This is a genomic window from Spiroplasma sp. BIUS-1 (assembly GCF_010365805.1).
GTDB lineage: Bacteria > Bacillota_I > Bacilli_A > Mycoplasmatales > Mycoplasmataceae > Spiroplasma_A.
The window spans coordinates 98,441-118,533 of the sequence record NZ_CP048386.1; the positions used below are offsets into that span (position 1 = coordinate 98,441).

The 20,093-nt window shown below is 27.7% G+C and carries 16 protein-coding genes; all 16 read left to right on the forward strand.

Annotation, left to right across the window (positions count from 1 at the left end; genetic code table 4):
* The first annotated feature begins 16 nt into the window (after window positions 1-16).
* The 16 genes from SBIUS_RS00480 to SBIUS_RS00555 all read left to right on the forward strand — a co-directional run bounded on the left by SBIUS_RS00480 (window position 17) and on the right by SBIUS_RS00555 (window position 20,076).
* Window positions 17-2,188, forward strand: coding sequence for an ATP-dependent helicase (locus SBIUS_RS00480; RefSeq protein WP_162684563.1), 2,172 nt, complete (start codon window positions 17-19; stop codon window positions 2,186-2,188).
* 85 nt (window positions 2,189-2,273) lie between these two features.
* Complete coding sequence (locus SBIUS_RS00485; RefSeq protein ID WP_162684564.1) at window positions 2,274-2,537, forward strand: HPr family phosphocarrier protein; 264 nt, start codon at window positions 2,274-2,276, stop codon at window positions 2,535-2,537.
* Between the two features lie 537 nt (window positions 2,538-3,074).
* Complete coding sequence (gene nrdF / locus SBIUS_RS00490; protein WP_162684565.1) at window positions 3,075-4,097, forward strand: class 1b ribonucleoside-diphosphate reductase subunit beta; 1,023 nt, start codon at window positions 3,075-3,077, stop codon at window positions 4,095-4,097.
* 1 nt (window position 4,098) lies between these two features.
* Entirely contained in the window at window positions 4,099-4,554 is a 456-nt protein-coding gene (nrdI, locus tag SBIUS_RS00495; RefSeq protein WP_162684566.1) for a class Ib ribonucleoside-diphosphate reductase assembly flavoprotein NrdI, read from the forward strand.
* A gap of 5 nt (window positions 4,555-4,559) precedes the next feature.
* Window positions 4,560-6,725, forward strand: coding sequence for a class 1b ribonucleoside-diphosphate reductase subunit alpha (gene nrdE / locus SBIUS_RS00500; RefSeq protein WP_162684567.1), 2,166 nt, complete (start codon window positions 4,560-4,562; stop codon window positions 6,723-6,725).
* 91 nt (window positions 6,726-6,816) lie between these two features.
* Entirely contained in the window at window positions 6,817-7,563 is a 747-nt protein-coding gene (locus SBIUS_RS00505) for an ABC transporter ATP-binding protein (RefSeq protein ID WP_162684568.1), read from the forward strand.
* The gene (locus SBIUS_RS00510) at window positions 7,563-9,644 is read left to right on the forward strand and encodes a hypothetical protein (RefSeq protein ID WP_162684569.1); all 2,082 of its coding nucleotides are present in this window, start codon (window positions 7,563-7,565) and stop codon (window positions 9,642-9,644) included. The genes SBIUS_RS00505 and SBIUS_RS00510 overlap by 1 nt, the downstream gene beginning before the upstream one ends.
* Window positions 9,645-9,658: 14 nt before the next feature.
* On the forward strand, window positions 9,659-10,411 hold the full coding sequence (locus SBIUS_RS00515) for an ABC transporter ATP-binding protein (RefSeq protein ID WP_162684570.1): 753 nt from the start codon (window positions 9,659-9,661) through the stop codon (window positions 10,409-10,411).
* 1 nt (window position 10,412) lies between these two features.
* The gene (locus SBIUS_RS00520; protein ID WP_162684571.1) at window positions 10,413-12,344 is read left to right on the forward strand and encodes a hypothetical protein; all 1,932 of its coding nucleotides are present in this window, start codon (window positions 10,413-10,415) and stop codon (window positions 12,342-12,344) included.
* A 91-nt stretch (window positions 12,345-12,435) separates the two neighbouring features.
* Window positions 12,436-14,481, forward strand: a complete 2,046-nt coding sequence (locus tag SBIUS_RS04445) for an ABC transporter ATP-binding protein (RefSeq protein ID WP_238988299.1) — start codon at window positions 12,436-12,438, stop codon at window positions 14,479-14,481.
* A 4-nt stretch (window positions 14,482-14,485) separates the two neighbouring features.
* The gene (locus SBIUS_RS00530) at window positions 14,486-15,121 is read left to right on the forward strand and encodes a hypothetical protein (RefSeq protein ID WP_162684572.1); all 636 of its coding nucleotides are present in this window, start codon (window positions 14,486-14,488) and stop codon (window positions 15,119-15,121) included.
* Window positions 15,122-15,203: 82 nt separating this feature from the next.
* Entirely contained in the window at window positions 15,204-16,922 is a 1,719-nt protein-coding gene (ptsP, locus tag SBIUS_RS00535) for a phosphoenolpyruvate--protein phosphotransferase (RefSeq protein WP_162684573.1), read from the forward strand.
* Window positions 16,923-16,996: 74 nt separating this feature from the next.
* On the forward strand, window positions 16,997-17,551 hold the full coding sequence (locus SBIUS_RS00540; protein WP_203352884.1) for a DNA-3-methyladenine glycosylase I: 555 nt from the start codon (window positions 16,997-16,999) through the stop codon (window positions 17,549-17,551).
* Window positions 17,552-17,607: 56 nt separating this feature from the next.
* On the forward strand, window positions 17,608-18,084 hold the full coding sequence (locus SBIUS_RS00545) for a PTS glucose transporter subunit IIA (protein ID WP_162684574.1): 477 nt from the start codon (window positions 17,608-17,610) through the stop codon (window positions 18,082-18,084).
* A 79-nt stretch (window positions 18,085-18,163) separates the two neighbouring features.
* Window positions 18,164-19,162, forward strand: a complete 999-nt coding sequence (locus tag SBIUS_RS00550) for a CPBP family intramembrane glutamic endopeptidase (protein ID WP_162684575.1) — start codon at window positions 18,164-18,166, stop codon at window positions 19,160-19,162.
* Window positions 19,163-19,182: 20 nt separating this feature from the next.
* Window positions 19,183-20,076: an RluA family pseudouridine synthase gene (locus SBIUS_RS00555; RefSeq protein ID WP_162684576.1), complete on the forward strand. Its 894-nt coding sequence runs from the start codon at window positions 19,183-19,185 to the stop codon at window positions 20,074-20,076.
* Window positions 20,077-20,093 lie beyond the last annotated feature (17 nt).

The following is a 20,093-nucleotide window of genomic DNA, read 5'->3' on the forward strand; positions in this document are numbered from 1 at the left end:
TATAGGAGTTATTAACATGATAGAAAATTTATTAAAACAACTTAATGATGAACAACTAGATTCTGTTATTACAACAGATGTACCCTTAAGAATTATAGCTGGAGCGGGTAGTGGAAAGACTAGAGTTATTACAACAAAAATAGCTTACTTAATTGAGAAAGAAAATATTTTCCCATCAAAAATTTTAGCAGTTACTTTTACCAACAAGGCCGCTCAAGAAATGAGAGACAGAGTAAATAAAATAATTCCTGATATGGATAGAAATCCAATGATAACAACTTTTCACTCTTTTTGTGTAAGGGTTTTAAGAGAAGATTGTGAATACATTGGTTTGTCTAAAGACTTTACTATAATTGATAATGCAGATCAAAATAAAATTATTAGAGACATAATAAAAAACTTAGATATATCAACAGACAAAACAAAACCAGAGAAAAAAATACTTTCAAAAATTAGTAATTGAAAATCAAAACAGTTAACTTGAGAAGAAGCGTATGAAGAAACTTTTAATGTCGCTGAAAAAAAATGAGCAAAAGCTTATAGAGACTATGAAAAATATTTGAGCGAAAAAAATTGTTTAGACTTTGATGATTTAATTTTAAAGGTACATAAATTATTTAATGAAAATTTAGATGTTAGAGAAAAATGAAAAAACCGATTTGATTATATTTTGGTTGATGAGTTTCAAGATACAAACTATACACAATTTGATTTAGTTAAATGATTAACTGGTTCAAGAAATAACTTAACAGTTGTTGGTGACCCTGATCAAACAATATATTCTTGAAGAGGAGCTAAAGTTAATATTATTTTAAATTTTAAAGATGAATTTAAAAATGCAAGAACAGTAATGCTTACAGAAAATTACAGATCTACAAAACCAATTTTAGACATTGCAAATGAGTTTATTGATAACAATAAAAACAGAGAAAAAAAAGATATCTTCACTCAGAAAAAAGAGGGAGAAATTGTAAAAGTCAAAGAAGTTGCTTCAAGAAACTTTGAAGCTAAATTTGTATCTAAAAAAATTAAAGAATTAGTAGAAGAAAAAAATTATAAGTATTCAGATATTTATGTTTTGTATAGAACAAATGCTTGGTCTCAAGAATTTGAAAAAGAGTTTCAAAACCAAAAAATACCATTTCATTTAATTGGTGGTTTTAAATTTAGAGATAGAAAAGTAATTAAAGATGTAACTTCTCTATTAAGAGCTGTAGTTTTTAAAGATGACTTAGCTATGGAAAGAGTTTTTGGATTCACACCAAAAGTAGGAGCTGTAACTGCTACAAAAATTAAACAAGCGGCATATGAATACGATTTAAATCTTTTTGATTTTTTAACAAAAGAATCTCAAGCTGTTAATTCAATTTCAAAAAACTTGAATGAGTTAATAAACTGTTTAATTAAAGCTAGAGAAGTATTCGAAGAAAATAAAAGTCTTCTTGAACTTACAGAACTCTTAGTGAAACTTTCTGGTTATAGAGATAGATTAGATTTAAAAGACAAAGAAGACGTAGAGGCCCTACAAAACCTTGAGGCTTATTATGATCAAATGGAAAAATATGATCTTGAATATAATCAAAGTGAAAATGAACTAAATAGAGCAGTTAGTTTCTTACAAGAAGAGGCTATATCAAGTGATGAAGAAGGAATTGCAGAAATTAATAAAGTAACTTTATTGACAATTCACTCAGCAAAAGGTCTAGAAAATAAAGTTGTATTTATAGTTGGTTTAAACAAAGATGTATTCCCATCTAAAATGAGTTTTTATTCTATGGAGAGTTTAGAAGAGGAAAGAAGAGCATTTTATGTTGCAATCACAAGAGCTCAAGAATTACTTTTCATATCTTATGTATCTGGTGAATATTCTTATATTTCCAGTGGTGAATTGGGAGCTTCAAGATTTATTCAAGAATTAAATCCTGATTTATATGAAATTGAGAGAAACATTTACTTCCACTCAAATAACGAAACTACAAGCGGTTATAAAGGTAAGCCTAACTTAGAGGCAAAACCAACCAAATTAGATGCTGGCGTGGTTAAAGGTGACAAAATTAAGCACATGGTGTTCGGTCAAGGAACAGTTGTTAAGGTAATAGATAAATATATATCGGTTGCTTTTGCGGACCCAAAACAAGGAGTTAAGATGATTCCAATAACCACTTCAGCGTGAGAAAAAATGGAATAATTTAGATAAAATAAGTATCTTTTGAAATTTTTTCTTGTATAAGACACTTTTTTCTATAAAATAATATTGTTAAGGAGGATAATATATGACTTCATTCAAGGCAACAGTAATTGATCCAGTTGGTTTACATGCTAGACCTGCATCAGTTTTAACAAAAGAAGCTTCAAAATTTGCATCAGAAATTAAAATTAAATGTGGAGATAAAGAAGGAAACTTAAAATCAATTATGAACGTTATGGCACTTGCTGTTAAAACAGGTGCTGAAATTACAATTGAAGCAAATGGCGAAGATGAAAACGAAGCTATTGAAGCAATTGAAAAAGCAATGAAAGATAACTCAATTATCTAATATTAATAAGGCTATAAAAGGCCTTTTTTTATTTGTCTTATGTCAATTCCTATTCCAAAAATTAGAATTTTTTTTAGAAAATTTATTAATAATATATTTCATTTTTTTTAAAAAAGAGGTTACTTTTTTCTTTTTTTTAGTTATAACATTATAGAAATAAAAAACACAATTTCACAAAAAGACTGGATATTTGGTGAAACTCCAAAACTGTACCAGCACCTGTAATAAGGAAATAAATTAGTAATGATTTATAAGAATTTGAGTCAGAAACCAATCTTTTTATATTAAATCTTTTACTGGCTATAAAAGAGATATTTACAGAATAATATTTTAGCCACGATACAAACATCGTGTTTTTGTTTCACTAAAAAGATGTACTTATACATTATTTGTTTTGTGAAATGATATATTTTAATTAATATTCATTTTTAACAACCCAAAATCTAGGCATTAACTATAATTTAAGGCGCCTTTTAGGCGCAAAAAAATTCTGTAAGAAATAGAATAAATAATTTTTTAAGAAAGGCGATATGCAATATGGCAAAGAAAAAAAATCAATATTACTATGATTCTCTTTCTCCAATTGAATTTGCAATGAACAAATTTAATGGAAGAATGAGATCAGTTAACTGAAATGTTATGAATGACGAAAAGGATTTAGAAGTTTGAAATAGAGCAACACAAAACTTTTGATTACCAGAAAAGGTACCAGTTTCAAATGACTTAGTTTCATGAAAAACTCTAACTCCTGAATGACAAGAACTAATCACAAGAACTTTCACAGGACTTACGCTTTTAGATACAATCCAAGCAACTGTTGGAGACGTAGCTCAAGTTCCAAACTCATTAACAGACCACGAACAAGTTGTTTATACTAACTTCGCATTTATGGTAGCTGTTCATGCAAGATCATATGGAACAATATTTTCTACACTTTGTTCAAGTGAACAAATTGAAGAAGCTCATGAATGAGTAATTAACTGTGATAGTTTACAAGAAAGAGCGAAAGCTTTAATTCCTTATTATGTAGGAAATGATCCATTAAAATCTAAAGTTGCAGCAGCACTTATGCCAGGATTCTTACTATATGGAGGATTCTATTTACCATTCTACTTATCAGCTAGAGGTAAATTGCCAAATACTTCTGACATAATTAGATTAATTTTAAGAGACAAAGTTATTCATAACTACTACAGTGGTTATAAATACCAAAGAAAAGTTGAAAAACTTTCTCCTGAAAAACAAGCAGAAATGAAAAAATTTGTATTCGATCTATTATATGAATTAATAGATTTAGAAAACAAATTCTTATATGAATTATATGATGGATTTGGAATTGCAGAAGATGCAGTAAGATTCAGTTTATATAATGCAGGTAAATTTTTACAAAACTTAGGGTATGAATCACCATTTACAGAAGAAGAAACAAGAATTGAGCCAGAAATATTTACTCAATTATCAGCTAGAGCTGATGAAAACCATGACTTCTTCTCAGGTAATGGTTCATCATATGTAATGGGTGTTACTGAAGAAACTTCAGACGAAGACTGAGAATTCTAAAATGCACGACGATGTCATCAAGATATCTCACAAAGATGTTAAGAGACCAAAAGGAAAAGTATTTGTTGTTTACTTTTCATCAATTTCAAACAACACTCATAGATTTATGGAAAAATTAGACGTAAATGAAGCAAGAATTCCTTATGAACTAGACGAACAATTAATTGTAGATAAGGAATATGTTTTAATAACTCCAACTTATGCTGGAGGGGGCGGAGATACAAAAGGAGCTGTTCCAGCTCAAGTTGTAAAATTCTTAAATAATGAAAAAAACAGAAACTTGTGTAGAGGGGTAATTGCATCGGGTAACACTAACTTTGGTGATACCTTTGCAATTGCAGGACCTATAATTTCCAAAAAATTAAAAGTACCATTACTTTACCAATTTGAATTATTAGGAACAAAACATGACGTGGAAACAATTAGAGAAATCCTAGAAGATTTCTGAAAGGAATAAAAATTATGAACAAAGATAATATTAAAAGTCTTTCTGGTACAGATGAATCTGATGAATATATCAAATTAAATGCCAGAGCAAAATTATTTGTGCCTGGACAAGATAACTTCAAACTAGATATTCAAGCAGCAGAATTGTACATGAAAGAACACATTGAACCAAATATGGTTAAATTCTCAAGTACAAAAGAAAGAATTGAATATTTAATAACTAATCAATACTATGATGAAGAGGTTATGAATAGATACTCAATGGATCAAATTGATGAGATAACAAAATATGCTTACTCATTTGAATTTAAATTCCCAAGTTTTATGGGTGCATTAAAATTCTTTAATGCTTATGGATTAAAAACATTCGATGGTAAACAATATCTTGAAAACTATGAAGATAGAGTTGTTGCAAATGCTTTATTTTTAGCTGGAGGAAACTTTGAAAAAGCTAAAAATATCTTAAGACAAATAATTTTAGGAAGATTCCAACCTGCAACTCCAACATTCTTAAATGCTGGTAAAAAACAAAGAGGGGAATATGTTTCTTGTTACTTATTAAGGGTTGAAGATAACATGGAATCAATAGCTAGAGCTGTTACAACTTCATTACAATTATCAAAACGTGGTGGAGGAGTTGCTTTATGTTTAACAAACCTAAGAGAATTTGGTGCACCAATTAAAAACATTGAAAACCAAGCTACTGGAGTTATTCCTGTAATGAAAATCTTAGAGGATTCATTCTCATATGCAAACCAATTAGGACAAAGACAAGGTGCTGGAGCTGTTTACTTAAATGTTCACCACCCAGACATCATGTCATTCTTAGATACAAAACGTGAAAATGCTGATGAAAAAATCAGAATTAAATCATTATCATTAGGAGTTGTAGTTCCAGATATTACTTTTGAATTAGCAAAAGAAAATAAAGAAATGGCTCTATTTAGTCCTTATGATGTTGCTAAAGTTTATGGAAAACCATTCTCAGATATCTCAGTTACTGAAGAATATGAAAACATGGTTAACAATCCAAAAATTAAAAAAACTTACATAAATGCTAGAAAACTATTCCAAGCAATAGCTGAACTGCATTTCGAAAGTGGATATCCATACTTATTATTTGATGATACTGTAAACAATAACAACGCTCACCCAGTTGCTGGAAGAATTGTTATGAGTAACTTGTGTAGTGAAATTGTTCAAGTTTCAACACCAAGTGAATTTAATGCAGACTTATCATTCTCAAAAACAGGGGAAGACATTTGTTGTAACCTAGGAAGTATGAATATTGCAAAAACTATGGAAAGTGGAGAAGAGTTCTCAGAAGTAATTTATAACTCAATTCTTGCTTTAGATCACGTTTCAAGAAACAGTGATTTATCAAGTGCTCCATCAATTGAAAATGGAAACAAAAATAACCATGCTGTTGGTTTAGGGGCAATGAATCTACACGGATTCTTAGCAACAAACCACATTTACTATAATTCACCTGAAGCCGTAGACTTTACAAACATGTTCTTCTACACAATGGCCTACCATGCTTTCAAAGCTTCAAACAAGTTAGCTAAAGAATATGGTTCATTTGCAGGATTTAAAATTTCTAAATTTGCTGATGGTTCATATTTTGATAAATATACAAAATGTGAAGAAAGTAAATGAACACCAGAATCAGACACAGTTAAAAACTTATTTGATAAAAACAATGTAACAATTCCAACTCAAAAAGATTGAATTGAATTGTCAGAAGAAATTAAAAAAACAGGACTTGCAAACTCACACTTGATGGCAGTTGCTCCTACAGGATCAATTAGTTACTTATCATCATGTACACCAAGTTTACAACCAGTAGTTGCACCAGTTGAAGTAAGAAAAGAAGGAAAACTTGGAAGAGTTTATGTTCCTGCTTACAAAATTGACTTTGACAATATGGGATACTACTCACTTGGAGCTTATGAAGTTGGACCAGATCCAATTATTGATATAGTTGCTGCTGCTCAACAACACGTTGACCAAGCAATTTCATTAACATTATTTATGACAGACCAAGCAACAACAAGAGACTTAAACAAAGCATATATTAGAGCATTCAAAAAAGGATGTGCTTCAATATACTACGTAAGAGTTCGTCAAGAAGTTCTTGAAGATAGTGAAAACTATGAATGTGATGCTTGTGTAATCTAAAAAACTTTTTATAAAAAAGTTTTTTTTTTTTTTTTTTAATTAAAAATTAAAATTTTTTTCTAGTTTATAATTATTAGTAAGAGGGAATAATATGATAGAGATAAAAAATATATCTAGGAAATTAGGTAATTTCGGTTTAGATAATGTAAGTTTTACAATAAAAAAAGGATCTGTAGTAGCTTTTGTTGGAGATAATGGTGCTGGAAAAACAACAACAATTAAAGCTCTTTTTGGAGAATTAAAATTGGATAGTGGAGAAATACTTATTGACGGACAAGATTTGTTTAAAAACAACAATCTTTCAAAAGTAGCTTTTTTTCCAGATTCAAACAACGTACCTTTGGATATTAAAATACATGAATATTTACACTATATTTGTGCAGCAAATAATATGACAAAAGAAAAAACTGATTTAAGTATAGATAATGTTTATAGATTATTAGAACTTAGACCTTATAAAGATAAAAAAATAAAAGAGCTTTCTTCTGGTTGAAAGAAAAAAGCTATTATGGCAAGTGTTTTGGTAAGATCTCCAGAATACATAATATTTGATGAACCAACAGCCAATGTTGATGTTGAGTCAAAAATGTATTTTATGGATATTTTTAAACTACTTTCAAAAGTAGGAATAACTATTTTAATAACAAGTCATATAATTGAAGAATTACAAGAATTAGCTAACTATTTGGTATTAATAAAAAAAGGACAAATAGTTTATGCAAATGATTTTGATAGAACAAAAGAACATATAATGGATGTTTATAAAAAACACATGAATGAACCAATTAAAGATCTACATATATTAAGAGAACTATATCTTAAAAAGGAAACAAAATAATGGAAAAAGTCTTAAAAACATTAAGTAAAGAAGAAAAAAAAGTAAATTTTAATAAAGAATTTAAAAATTTTTCTCTTCTTTATAAAATAAACTTAAAATTAAGTCTTAAAGATGTTGGTTCTATTTTAAGTGGGATTACTTTTGCTTCTCTTATGTCTTTATTTTTTATTCTTGAATTTTCTAGCGTTATAACTAGTGGTTCATCTGCTGAATATGGAAAATATAAAATACTTGTATATACTTTAGGTTCAGCTGCTTTAATATTTCACATTTTACTTAACTCTCTATACTTATTTAAAAAGCAAGTTAAAGACGGAATAGCTTCAATTGAATTAAGAGCTGGTTTTAAGACATGAAAATCTTATTTAATAAGAGTTTTAATAATATATTCAACTTCTCTAGTTTATATTGGAGTAACTTTGTTTGTAACTATAATTTTAAATTTTGCTAGTCTTAAAGATACAGTTTTGTTCTTTAATTTACATTACTCACAAGTTTTCTTTTTTGGGTTTTTAGCATTTTTCACTACTTTAATTATGACTGTTGCTATGGTTCTTTTAAAAACTTCAATGGCAACTATGTTTGCAATGGTTTATATGATAGCAATTGTGTTAGCTCCTATAACAGCATCAATTAAATTTATGATTAAACCAAATAATGATTCAAACTATAAAACAAACATAAGGGTTTTATCTGGTAGCCAATTCTACAATCAATTTAAATATGATGAAAAGTTATTTAATGATACAGATGCTAATGGTAATTCAATAACTAATAAATTGATAAATGATTATGTAAATCAAGTACTTTCACCAATTGCTACAGAAACAGAAAATAAAAATAATGTTTATGATGAAAGCTATAAACTTGAAGGTTTTTCTTTAAGACATAACGTTAAGGAAAACGGTCTTTATAATGGTAAAGCAATAAAAAACTCAAAGGCAAGTCATATTCTTACAAAAAATTTAGGTTTAGGTCAAGTTTATTATAACTACAATGTCTTTGAACAAAAAACTCAGTTTGGCGATATCAAAAGAAGTTATCTTCTAGAAGGAACTCCAATTTGAAATATTTTAGAACCTATCAATGATTATGTTTATAAAAATAGAAATGAATTTAATTCTAAATATAAAGGTGAAATACCCACTATGTTTATTGAACCAACAACATACAGATGAAATATAAAGAATGAAGGTTCAAATATTGATCTTAATGATTTTGTAAAACAACTTTCAAAAGATTTGCCAGAATATTCAAATATACTTAATTTTATTTTAAATTTCTATAATAAATATAACTCTGTAATTGCTCCATCAAACTTAGCTAATAACTATTGAAGTGGAGGTTCAGATGGAAGAAGGGCTGCTTATAATGATATTATTGACAGTGCTTTAATACCTGCTACTAGAGATAAAAATTCTTATTATTTCGGAAAACTTAACTACTATAGTTGAAAAGAAGTTTATACAATTGAAAATGAAGATCAATATATGCCAAATTCATTCAACTTAGATCAAGTAGACGGTGATAATACATCTAGCAATAAAAGAAAAGACTTAGGTATAGATAAAAATAACCCTGAAGCTTTTAATCACAATAATGAAATGGCAAAAGTATATAATGACTTCCCTGAACTAACAATAATAAATCAACTATTAGTAAGTTTATGAAGAATGTCTATGGACTTTGATGTTTATAGAAAAGGTGCTTTAGATTCATCTTTATATGAATATTACAATACAACAGTTGCTTCAAACTCTCTAAAAACAGATATTTTTAGACACTTTGCAGCAATGTCTACAGGATTATTCTCAGATCCTTTATACAATGATTTACTTAATGTTTCTAATGAAGCATTTTACCAAGGACAGTTTTATACAATAAAAAACATATTTGACTTTGAAAACTTTAGTTATACAAATAAGGATTCAAACAAAGCTATGGAGTCTCCATACAAAACTATTAGTGTTAAAAGTAAAAAAGCATTCTTGATTCCTTTAGCTTACTTTGTATATATAGTATTAATATCTCCACTAGGATATCTTGGTTATGTTGTATTTAATAAGAAAGCTAAATTATAGAAAGGAGCTTAAATATGATTGAAATTAAAAATATTACAAGAGACTTAGGTGGTTTTGTTATAAACCAAGTAAGTTTTAAAATCAAAAAAGGATCAGTTGTAGCTTTTGTTGGTGACAATGGAGCTGGAAAAACAACAACAATTAAAGCTCTTTTCGGAGAATTAAAATTAGAACAAGGTGAAATTTTAATGGATGGGCGAAGCATCTTTGATGAAGATAATCTTCAAAGAATAGCCTTTTTCCCTGACTCAAACAGTGTTCCTTTGAATATGAAAGTTAAAGATTATGTATCTTACGTTTGTGCTGTAAATGGTATGAGCAAGTTAGAAGCTCAAGATGCTGCTAAAAAAATATTTGCTATGTTATCTTTAGAACCATATATAAATAAAAAAATAAAAAGTTTAAGTGCTGGATGAAAAAAAAGAGCTATTATGGCAAGTGTTCTTGTTAGAACTCCGGAATATATAGTTTTTGATGAACCAACAGCTAATGTGGATGTTGAAGCTAAATTATCTTTCATGAATATTTTGCATGAACTTTCAAAAATAGGAGTTACAATACTGATCACAAGTCATATTTTGGAAGAACTACAAGAAGTTGCAAACTATGTTGTATTTATTAGAGACGGAGAAGTTGTTATGGAAAAAGATTTCGATAACAAAACGGAATCAATTGCTCAATTATATAAATTAGTTATGGCAGAAAAAGATAATAAAGAAAAATTATTAAAAGAAATTTATAGCGCAAATGAAGGGATTGGAATTTAATATGTCACAAGTAAATTTAAACTTAGTTAAAGCACCCAAACCCAAAAAAATTAAAAGTAAAAAAGATGAAAATACTTTTAGTGGTTTTAGTACTTTATATTTAATAAATATAAAAAGACTATTAAGAAACAAAGCAGTTATAGCAATGGCTATTGTATCGTTATTGGTTACACTTATAATGTCTTCGTTAGTAACTTCTTTTATGAAAAATCCTGATGATGCAGCATCAATTGGTACTATAATGGTCTCTATTCAATTTATATGTGAAATATTCTTCTTTATTATTTTTATGATAATATTGTCTTCTGAATTAATCAAAAAACAATTATTAGAAGGTATTCAAAATATTGAAATAAGATCTGGAGTTAGTTATAAAAAGTCTTTTTTATTAAGATGATATGTGTTTATGACATTTGTTGGAGGATTAGCACTTGCAAACTCAATATTAAAAATAGCTATTGGATCTGATATCATATTTAAATTTAGTCCTTTTTCTCTAGTGATACTTAGCACTTGTGTTTTTTACTTCTTTATTGGAATAGTTTGAACACCAGTTGTATTTGCAGTAACAATACTTTGCTCACTTGCTTGAAGTGTTATGCTTAATGTTTTTATTGCTATGTTATTGGTGTTTTCTGGAATGATTTCTTCAATGGATACAATTATGGAATATGATACATCAATGAATCATCAACTCGTAATGAAAACAAACTTAAAACTTTCAATAGCAAACTCATTTTATGAAACTATGAAAGATGATGAAAGCAATAAAATACAAGCACTTTTCAAAGACGAAAATAAAGGTGGAAAGTCAATTCTTTCTTATCAGTTAACAAAAAACGCTTCTGGTTTAACATGATACACACAAGATGGTAAAACAAAAGAAACTATAATAAATAGTTATTCTATTTATTTATACTTAAACCCAAATTTCAGAAATAACAGTGAAGCAAAAGAAGCTTTTAGTTCTTCTTTATATGGAGGAACATTTAACATAAAAGTGAAGTCAGATGCTCACGATAACAAATTATATCAACCTTTATTGGATACAAGCATCTTTAACCTATTAAATGATATTTTTAAAACTGTAGAAGAAGGAATGAAAACTAACAATAATAAGCCTCCACTTTCTCTACCTGGATATCAAGGTGGATTTATGGATGAAAACGGTTATGATAGTAATTTTCATGATATATCTCCATTAATTAAATGACTTAATAAACAAGAAAAAACAAAAGAATATAAAAATTTATTAAATTGAGTTGATAGATTATATTCAAAATACAAATTTATATTACCTTCAATAAGAGAAAGATATTATTCAAGTGGGGGTAAAGACCCTGTATATGAACCATTTGTGTTTGTTAGTTCCTTTGACGGTGGTTATGGAAACAGCATTATTTCAAATGATGAAAACAGTGACATTTATAAAGTTTATAAAAGATATCCTGAGCTAATGATAATAAATGACATTATTACAGAGTCATGGATATCAACAATGATTTCAAGAGCTGAGTATAGATATAATAGTTATGACTCAAGACCTTTTGATAATCCTAGAGAAGTATATGAAAATTATCAAGATTGAACAAATTCTTCTATATTGAAAAATAATTTAAATATTTTTGGTCATTTTTCTATTTTAAATTCTCAATTATTTGGTAATAACTTTACAAAAGATCTTTTATTTAGAGATTCTATGCTTGGTTATAGTGGATTAACAACAGGTTACAAAAACTTAGAAGACTTAGCTAGTGTTGATATAAGAAATGCAATAGATGGTGAGCAACCTTTAACACCGATTTTTGAAAATGTTCAGTTATCTAAAAAATTAGGATTTATTGCTCCATTAGCATTTGCTATTTACCTACTAGTTGGATTAGGATTTACATATTTAATTTACTTACTATGAGCTAGAAAAGCTAAAATTTAAAACACCAAATGGTGTTTTTTTGTTTTCAACTTACAACATTTAAAAGTTAATATATTTAATATATAATTATTATTACTAGGAGAAAATAACAATGGAAAATAACTTTTTTGTCAGATATGAAAAAGACGAATATTTAGTTAATTTAACTGAAACAAATGACTTCAAGAAAAGTAAAGGTTTCTTTGGTCTTTGATTTTTTTACTGAAAAAAATATAAAGTTAAAGCATTTTTTGTAGTCTTTTTAATACTTTTAGTTTCTGCTGTATCAGTATTTAATATTTTTATAGCAAGACAATTAACTGCACTTCTTGTTGCAGAAACACTTTTAAGCACTTTCAAAAATCCAGAATTTATGGTTGATTTAGTTAATAAAATTTTGGAAAGTAGCAATCACGGTTTAGGTGATGATCAAATAAAAGCGCTATTAGATTTTTTAGCTAATCCAAATCACCAAATAAGCGATCCAGTAATAACATCTGTTATACATGCACATTACTTTTCATATGTATCTGTTGCTGATGGTGTGGCTAGAGCTGACTTTCTATTTTGACAAATAGATAAAATAGAGTGAGTTTGAATCTTATTAGGATGTATTTCATTAATTATTGTATTAATGTATACAGCATACTGTTTATGTGGAGAAATTAGTGAAGATGCTAATACAGATTTAAAAAATAAACTTGTTAAATCACTTCTTAATAAAAATGTAGAATTTTATAATCAAAATTCTCAAGGAAAAATTACAGAAACAATTGTTAAAGATTCAAAAAATATAGCAAACCAACTTAAAGTTGCTCCAATTATTATAGTGTTTATACTATTTTCAACAATTGGGTCAGTTGCTATGTTGATTTATATTGACCCAGTTATTGCATTATTAATGTTTGCTTTAATTTTCTTTGTATTATTATTAGCTCTTGTAGCTGTTTTGGCTATTTCAAAACCAGTTAAAAAAAGTATGGAAGAAAGATCAAAACATGATGCTGAAATTACCGAAAAAATTGCATCAATTAGACTTGTTAAATCAAGTGGTAGTTGAGAAAAAGAAGTTATAGCAAATAATATAGAAACTGAAAAAAATAATAAGAAAAATAAAAGATTGAACTTTGCAATTTCAGTTATTCCAGGAATTATTATTGGGGCAATGGGTTGTTTAACTCTTTCTTCAATGATTTTCGGGGTATTTATTTATGGTGCGAATACTCAAAAACTTATCACAGTTTTCTCATCATTTACAGCTGGTATATTTGTTATGGTTACTCCAATATTCCAATTAAATACGATTCTACAAAGTATTAACGAAACTAATAAATCTTCACAAAATATCGGAGATATTATCAATGACACAAATGATGTTGTAGAAAAAGAAGATACAGTGGAAATTGAAAACAACCAAATCAATTCTATTGAATTTAAAAATGTTACTTTTGCATATCCTTCAAGTCCTGATGTTCCAGTTATTAAAGACTTAAACATTACTTTAGAAAAAGGAAAATCTTATGCCTTTGTAGGTCCTTCTGGAAGCGGTAAATCTACTGTTACTAGATTAATTATGAGATTCTATGAAGAATTTGAAGGACAAATAAACATCAATGGAAATAAAGAGATTAGAGATATTGACTTAAAAAACTGAATGGACAGTATTGGTTATGTTGATCAAGAACCACAAATACTTTCTGCATCAGTTAAAGAAAACTTAAGATATATTAAAAATGATGCAACTGATGATGAAATTATCGAGGCATGTAAAAAAGCAAAAATTCATGATTTAATTATGGATTTACCAAATGGTTATGATACTTTCTTACAAGAAAGAGGAAAACAACTAAGTGGTGGTCAAAAACAAAGAATGGTTATTGCAAGAATGTTCTTAAAAAATCCAAGCTTAATTATTTTAGATGAAGCTACAAGTGCTTTAGATAACCTTGTTGAAAAAGAAATTTCTGCAGAATTAGATAAATTAATTGTTGGAAAAACAACAATTGCAATTGCACATAGATTAAGTACAATTAAAAACTATGATCAAATATTTGTTTTAGATACAAACAAAAAAATAGCTCAAGTTGGAACATTTAATGAACTTATTAAAAAACCAGGTCTATTTAAAGAATTGTATGAAGTAGGTAAGGAGGAATAGTTATATGAAAAAAGTAAAAAATATATTTAGTCCATCAAATAACTGAAAGACTACTTTCTTTTTGGTAATTTTTGTAGCACTTTTAACACTTGTTATGGCAGGTTTTATGGGTTTTGAATTCACTAATGCAGAAGGAGTGAGCAAAAAATTCAAATTACTTCCTATAGTAAATGAATCACTAGCTTACATAAGAGAAATTTTTCATAATGTTCCTTCAGGAGAAAAACCACCAGTTTATAACCCTGCATATGTATATGCATTAATATCAAATTGAAATCTAATAATTTATATGCTTTGATTTATAGTTCCAATAGGCTTCACCTTAAATCATTTCAGATTAATTCATTTAGTAGGTAAAACAAGAAGAACTGCAAATGCAACTATCGTATTAATATCATCAATAGTTTTATTAATATGAGTTATAAACTACTGAATTGGTTACTTCCAATGAATTGATATCATGAATAAAAATAAATATCTAGAAAGTGACAGTTGAGGTTATAACTGAAGAACTGTCTTACAACAATCACTTTTAATTATTGGTGTAGCATTAATAATAGCTATGTCATCATATAATGTTTTTGTTGAAACAAAAACAAAATATGTAAGTATCTCAAGAAAAGGAGAAACAGCAATATAATTGCTGTTTTTTTATACCCACTTTTTAACTCTTGAAACTGATAATTGTGTATAATATATATGTTTAATAGGAGGTTATACTAATGTCTAACAAATTTTCAGGAATTGGTGCAAGTAATGGTATATCAATAGCAAAAGTTTATATACTTGACGAACAACCAATCGTAATATCAAAAGAACCAACAAAAAATATTGAAGGGGAGTTATCAATAATAACTTCATCAATTGAAAAAGCTAAGTCAGATTTAGAAAGTCTACAAAAAATTGCCAAGGAAAAACTTGGAGAAGAAAAAGCAGCTATCTTTGAAGCTCATGCTTCAATTTTAGAAGATCCCGCAATGGCAGAAGAGTTTACTGGTTTAGTTAAAGAACACAATTACAATGCAGCACAAGCAATTAAAGAAGTTGCTGACAAATATGTTTCAATGTTTGAAGCAATGGATGATGATTACTTCAAAGAAAGAGCAGCAGACGTAAAAGACGTTACTGAAAGATTAATCAGATACGTTCTAAATATGCCTGTAGCTGATTTAGCAACAATAAGCGAAGAAGTTATCATTGTAGCTGAAGATTTAACACCCTCTCAAACTGCTCAATTAAATCCAAAATTTGTAAAAGGTTTTGCATGTAACATCGGAGGAAGAACTAGTCATGCTGCTATTATGGCAAGAAGTTTAGAAATTCCTGCTGTTTTAGGGTTAAAAACTATTTTACATGATGTAAAAGAAGGAGATACTTTAGCATTAAATGGTGAAACAGGAGATGTTGAAATTAATCCAGCAAACAAAGCGGAGTGAGAAAAATTAGCAGAAAACTTTGCGAAAGAAAAAGCTGAATTACAAAAACTAAAAGATCAACCAACTTTAACAAAAGATGGATTTGATGGATTTGTATTAGAAGGAAACATTGGTAGTCCAAAAGATGTAGAAGCTGTTTTAGAAAATGGTGGAGAAGCTATTGGTTTATTTAGAAGTGAATTCTTATACATGGACAATGATCACTTCCCAACAGAAGAAGAACAATTCGTTTCATACAAAAAAGTTGTTGAAGAAATGAATGGTAAACTAACTGTTATTAGAACTTTAGACATTGGTGGGGATAAAAAATTATCATATTTCTCATTCCCAGATGAAATGAACCCATTCTTAGGATATAGAGCTATTAGATTTACTTTAGATAGAAAAGATATCTTCAAAGATCAAATTAGAGCTTTACTAAGAGCAAGTGCATTTGGACCAGTAGGAATTATGTTCCCAATGATCGCAACTGTAGATGAATTCTTAGCTGCAAAACAATTTACTTTAGATTGTAAAGCAGAATTAGAAAAAGAAGGCCACAAAGTTGGAGACGACTTAGAAATAGGAATGATGGTAGAAATACCTGCAGCAGCAGTTAATGCTGAAAACTTTGCAAAACATGCAGATTTCTTCTCTGTTGGAACAAATGACTTAATCCAATATACAATGGCAGCAGATAGAATGAGCGAAAATGTAACTTACCTATACCAACCATATAACCCATCAATTTTAAGATTATTAAAAATGACAATCGATGGAGCACACAAACACGGTAAATGAGCTGGAATGTGTGGAGAAATGGCTGGAGAACCAGATGCTATTCCTTTATTAATGGGGTTAGGACTTGATGCTTACTCAATGTCAGCTACAAGTATTTTAAAAGCAAGAAGTATAATGTCAAAACTTACTTTAAAAGAAACTCAAGAGTTAGCAAATAAAGCTCTTGAATGTGAAACATCAGATCAAGTATTAAAATTAGTAAAAGAATTAATGCAAGATAAATAATTAAGGGTCCTTTATCGCGTTTTTAAAAACGTAAGATATGGACTTTTTATTTGCAAAAAGGGAAACTTAGAATTATGAAAAGATGTGATTGAAAAAGCAACAACCCAATATTGTTGGAATATCATGATAAAGAGTGGGCGAAAATAACTCATGATGATAATCTTATTTTTGAAACTTTAATTTTAGAAACTATGCAAGCAGGTTTAAGTTGATTAACAATACTTTTAAAAAGAGATAATTTTAGAAAAGCTTTTGATAACTTTGATTACAATAAAATTGCAAATTACAAAAAAGAGAAACTTGAAGAATTATTATTAAATGATGGGATTGTGAAAAATAAATTAAAAATATATTCTTTGCCTATAAATGCAAATTGCTTTATCAATGTGCAAAAAGAATTTGGAAGTTTTGATAAATATATCTGACAATTTGTTGATAACAAACAAATTGTCAATGATGTTAAAACTATGAATGATTTAGATGCAAAAAATGATCTATCAATTTTAATTTCAAAAGATTTAAAAAAGAGAGGTTTTAAATTTACAGGACCAGTTACTGTATATTCTTTTTTGCAAGCAATTGGAATATACAATGATCATTGAAACGATTGTTTTGCTAAATTTTTATAAATTAAAAAACACATAACACACTATTTTATTGTAAAATTGAGTTGAGGAGATTATTTATGGGATTATTTACAAAAAATAAAAATTTAGATGTATTCGCACCAGTTGATGGTGAAGTAATAGATCTTTCAAAAGTTGAAGACGAAGTGTTTTCAGAAAAAATGTTGGGAGATGGTTTAGCTTTAGTTCCTGAAAATGGTGAATTTGTAGCACCAATTGATGGAAAACTTGTAACTGTTTTCCCAAGTGGTCACGCTTATGGAATTGCTAATTCAAATGGAGTAGAAATTTTATTACACATTGGTTTAGATACAGTATCATTAAACGGAGAAGGTTTTGATATCAATGTTAAACAAGGACAAAATGTTAAAAAAGGTGACTTGTTAGTTGAAGTTGATATTGAAAACGTAGCAAAAAAAGTTCCATCAATGCAAACACCTTTAATTTTTACAACAGATTCAATGAATGGAAGAAGTTTTGAAATTGTTAAGACAGGAAAAGTTAAAAAAGGTGACTTAATAGCACAAGTAAAATAATATTTTTACTATTTGAAAACCCATTGGGTTTTTTTATTTTTATCAATATATTAGTAGTAAAATAATATAAGGTGATTTTATGGAAAACAACACTAAAGGTTTTTGAAATAATTTAAAAGAAAAAAATAATAGATTTAGATCAAAACATTTTGATTTGAGTGAAGAGGCAAAATTTAGATTTGATATACTAAATTACAAAACAGATGGAATGATATTTGTTACAACTGTTTTGATAGTTCCTTTCATTTTGGCTTTAATGATCTGATTAATTAACCCTGATTATAAAGAAGGTTTTCAAATACTATATATTGTTTCTGTTTGTATTGGTCTAATATTTAGTTGTATAAGAAATAATGCCGGAATCTTTAAGGAGGGTTATTTATGAATATATTTATTCATATTGGGACCTCAATTAGCAAGCGTTATTGTTTCTATTTTTGTTTCTATTTTTGTAAAAATAACTGAAGAAAATAAAGAAGCAATCAATTCGTTTGCATCCATAATTACTATGTTTATAACAGAGATTACAATAATAGCTTTGGTTTTAAAATATGATAGAAAAATACCTAAAAGAATAAAAGAAACCTTTAAAAAAAATTGAAAAGAAGTAATTTTCATATCTTTAATTGGAGTTGTTTTACTATTTGTGTTTGTAAATTTAATAATTACAAATCTTATTGAAACAAAATTATTTGGATTTGAGGGAAGTAATAATCAAGAGAGTTTAAATGGTTCTGGAATACTAGATGGTGATTTTGGTAATGGTGCAAAAATAGCATACATTATATTGCTATTTCTTTTTTCAATAATAACAGCACCTTTGTGTGAAGAAATTTGTATGAGAAATAGTTTTAATTTAAATGCATCAAACAAGTTATTGGGTTTTGTTTCTAGTGCTATGTTTTTTGGATTTGTTCACTACGGGACAACTTTTGATTTTGGACATATTTTAAGTTATAGTGCAGCAGGTTTTGTGCTTTCTGGAGTATTTCTATATACAAAAGGTAACATGACATATTCATGAACAATTCATATATTAAATAATTTAATTGCTTTTATATTAATGTTGGCAATTTAAAAAAAGAAAAGAGGTCAATTATGACAATAATAAAAGTTAATCAAAATGATGTTGATCAAACTGTCTTTAACTTTATCAAAAAGAATTTTAAATCAACTAATTTATCAATAATTTATAAATGATTTAGAAAAGGTAAAGTAAAAATTAATGATGTTAGAATAAAAGATACAAAAGTTAAAATAAAATTAAACGACGAAATAAAAGTGTATGATAGTAGCCAAGCAGAAAAGAGAGATGACTTTGAGGAAGTTGATTTTTCTAGTTTAGAAATAATTTATGAAGATGAGAATATATTAATAGTTGATAAACAACCAAACTTAGAAGTTCATTCTCCAGTAAATATAAATTTAGATCAAATTGTAAAAAGTTATCTAAAGGATAAAGGTGAATATAACCCTGAAAGTGAAAATAGTTTTGTAATAAGTCATGTTCACAGAATTGATAAATTAACAAAAGGTTTAGTGATATATGCTAAAAACAAAATTACATTGGACTCTTTATTGAAAGAACTTAACAATAAAAGTAAAATTCAAAAATTATATTTAGCTAAAACAGAGAATAATCAACTGCAAACAGGAAAAGTAACAGGCTATATAAAATATGATAATGATAATCAAAAAGCTAGATTTAGAATTGAAAAATTCAATAATACTAAAAAAGTAGAGCAAATTAATAATTTAATCGATGCTGAAAAAAATATATATGAAATTCAAATAATAACTGGAAGAAAACATCAAATTAGAGCTGTTTGTGATTTTTTTAAATCTCCAATTTGCAAAGATTTCAGATATGGGGCAAAAAGAAGTGAATTAAGAGAAATAGACTTAATTGCTTATAAATTAATCTTTGAAGGATTTGAAGATCATTTAGCATATCTAAATGGTAATGAATACAAATCAAAATATAATTTTTAATGTTAAAATAAAAATAA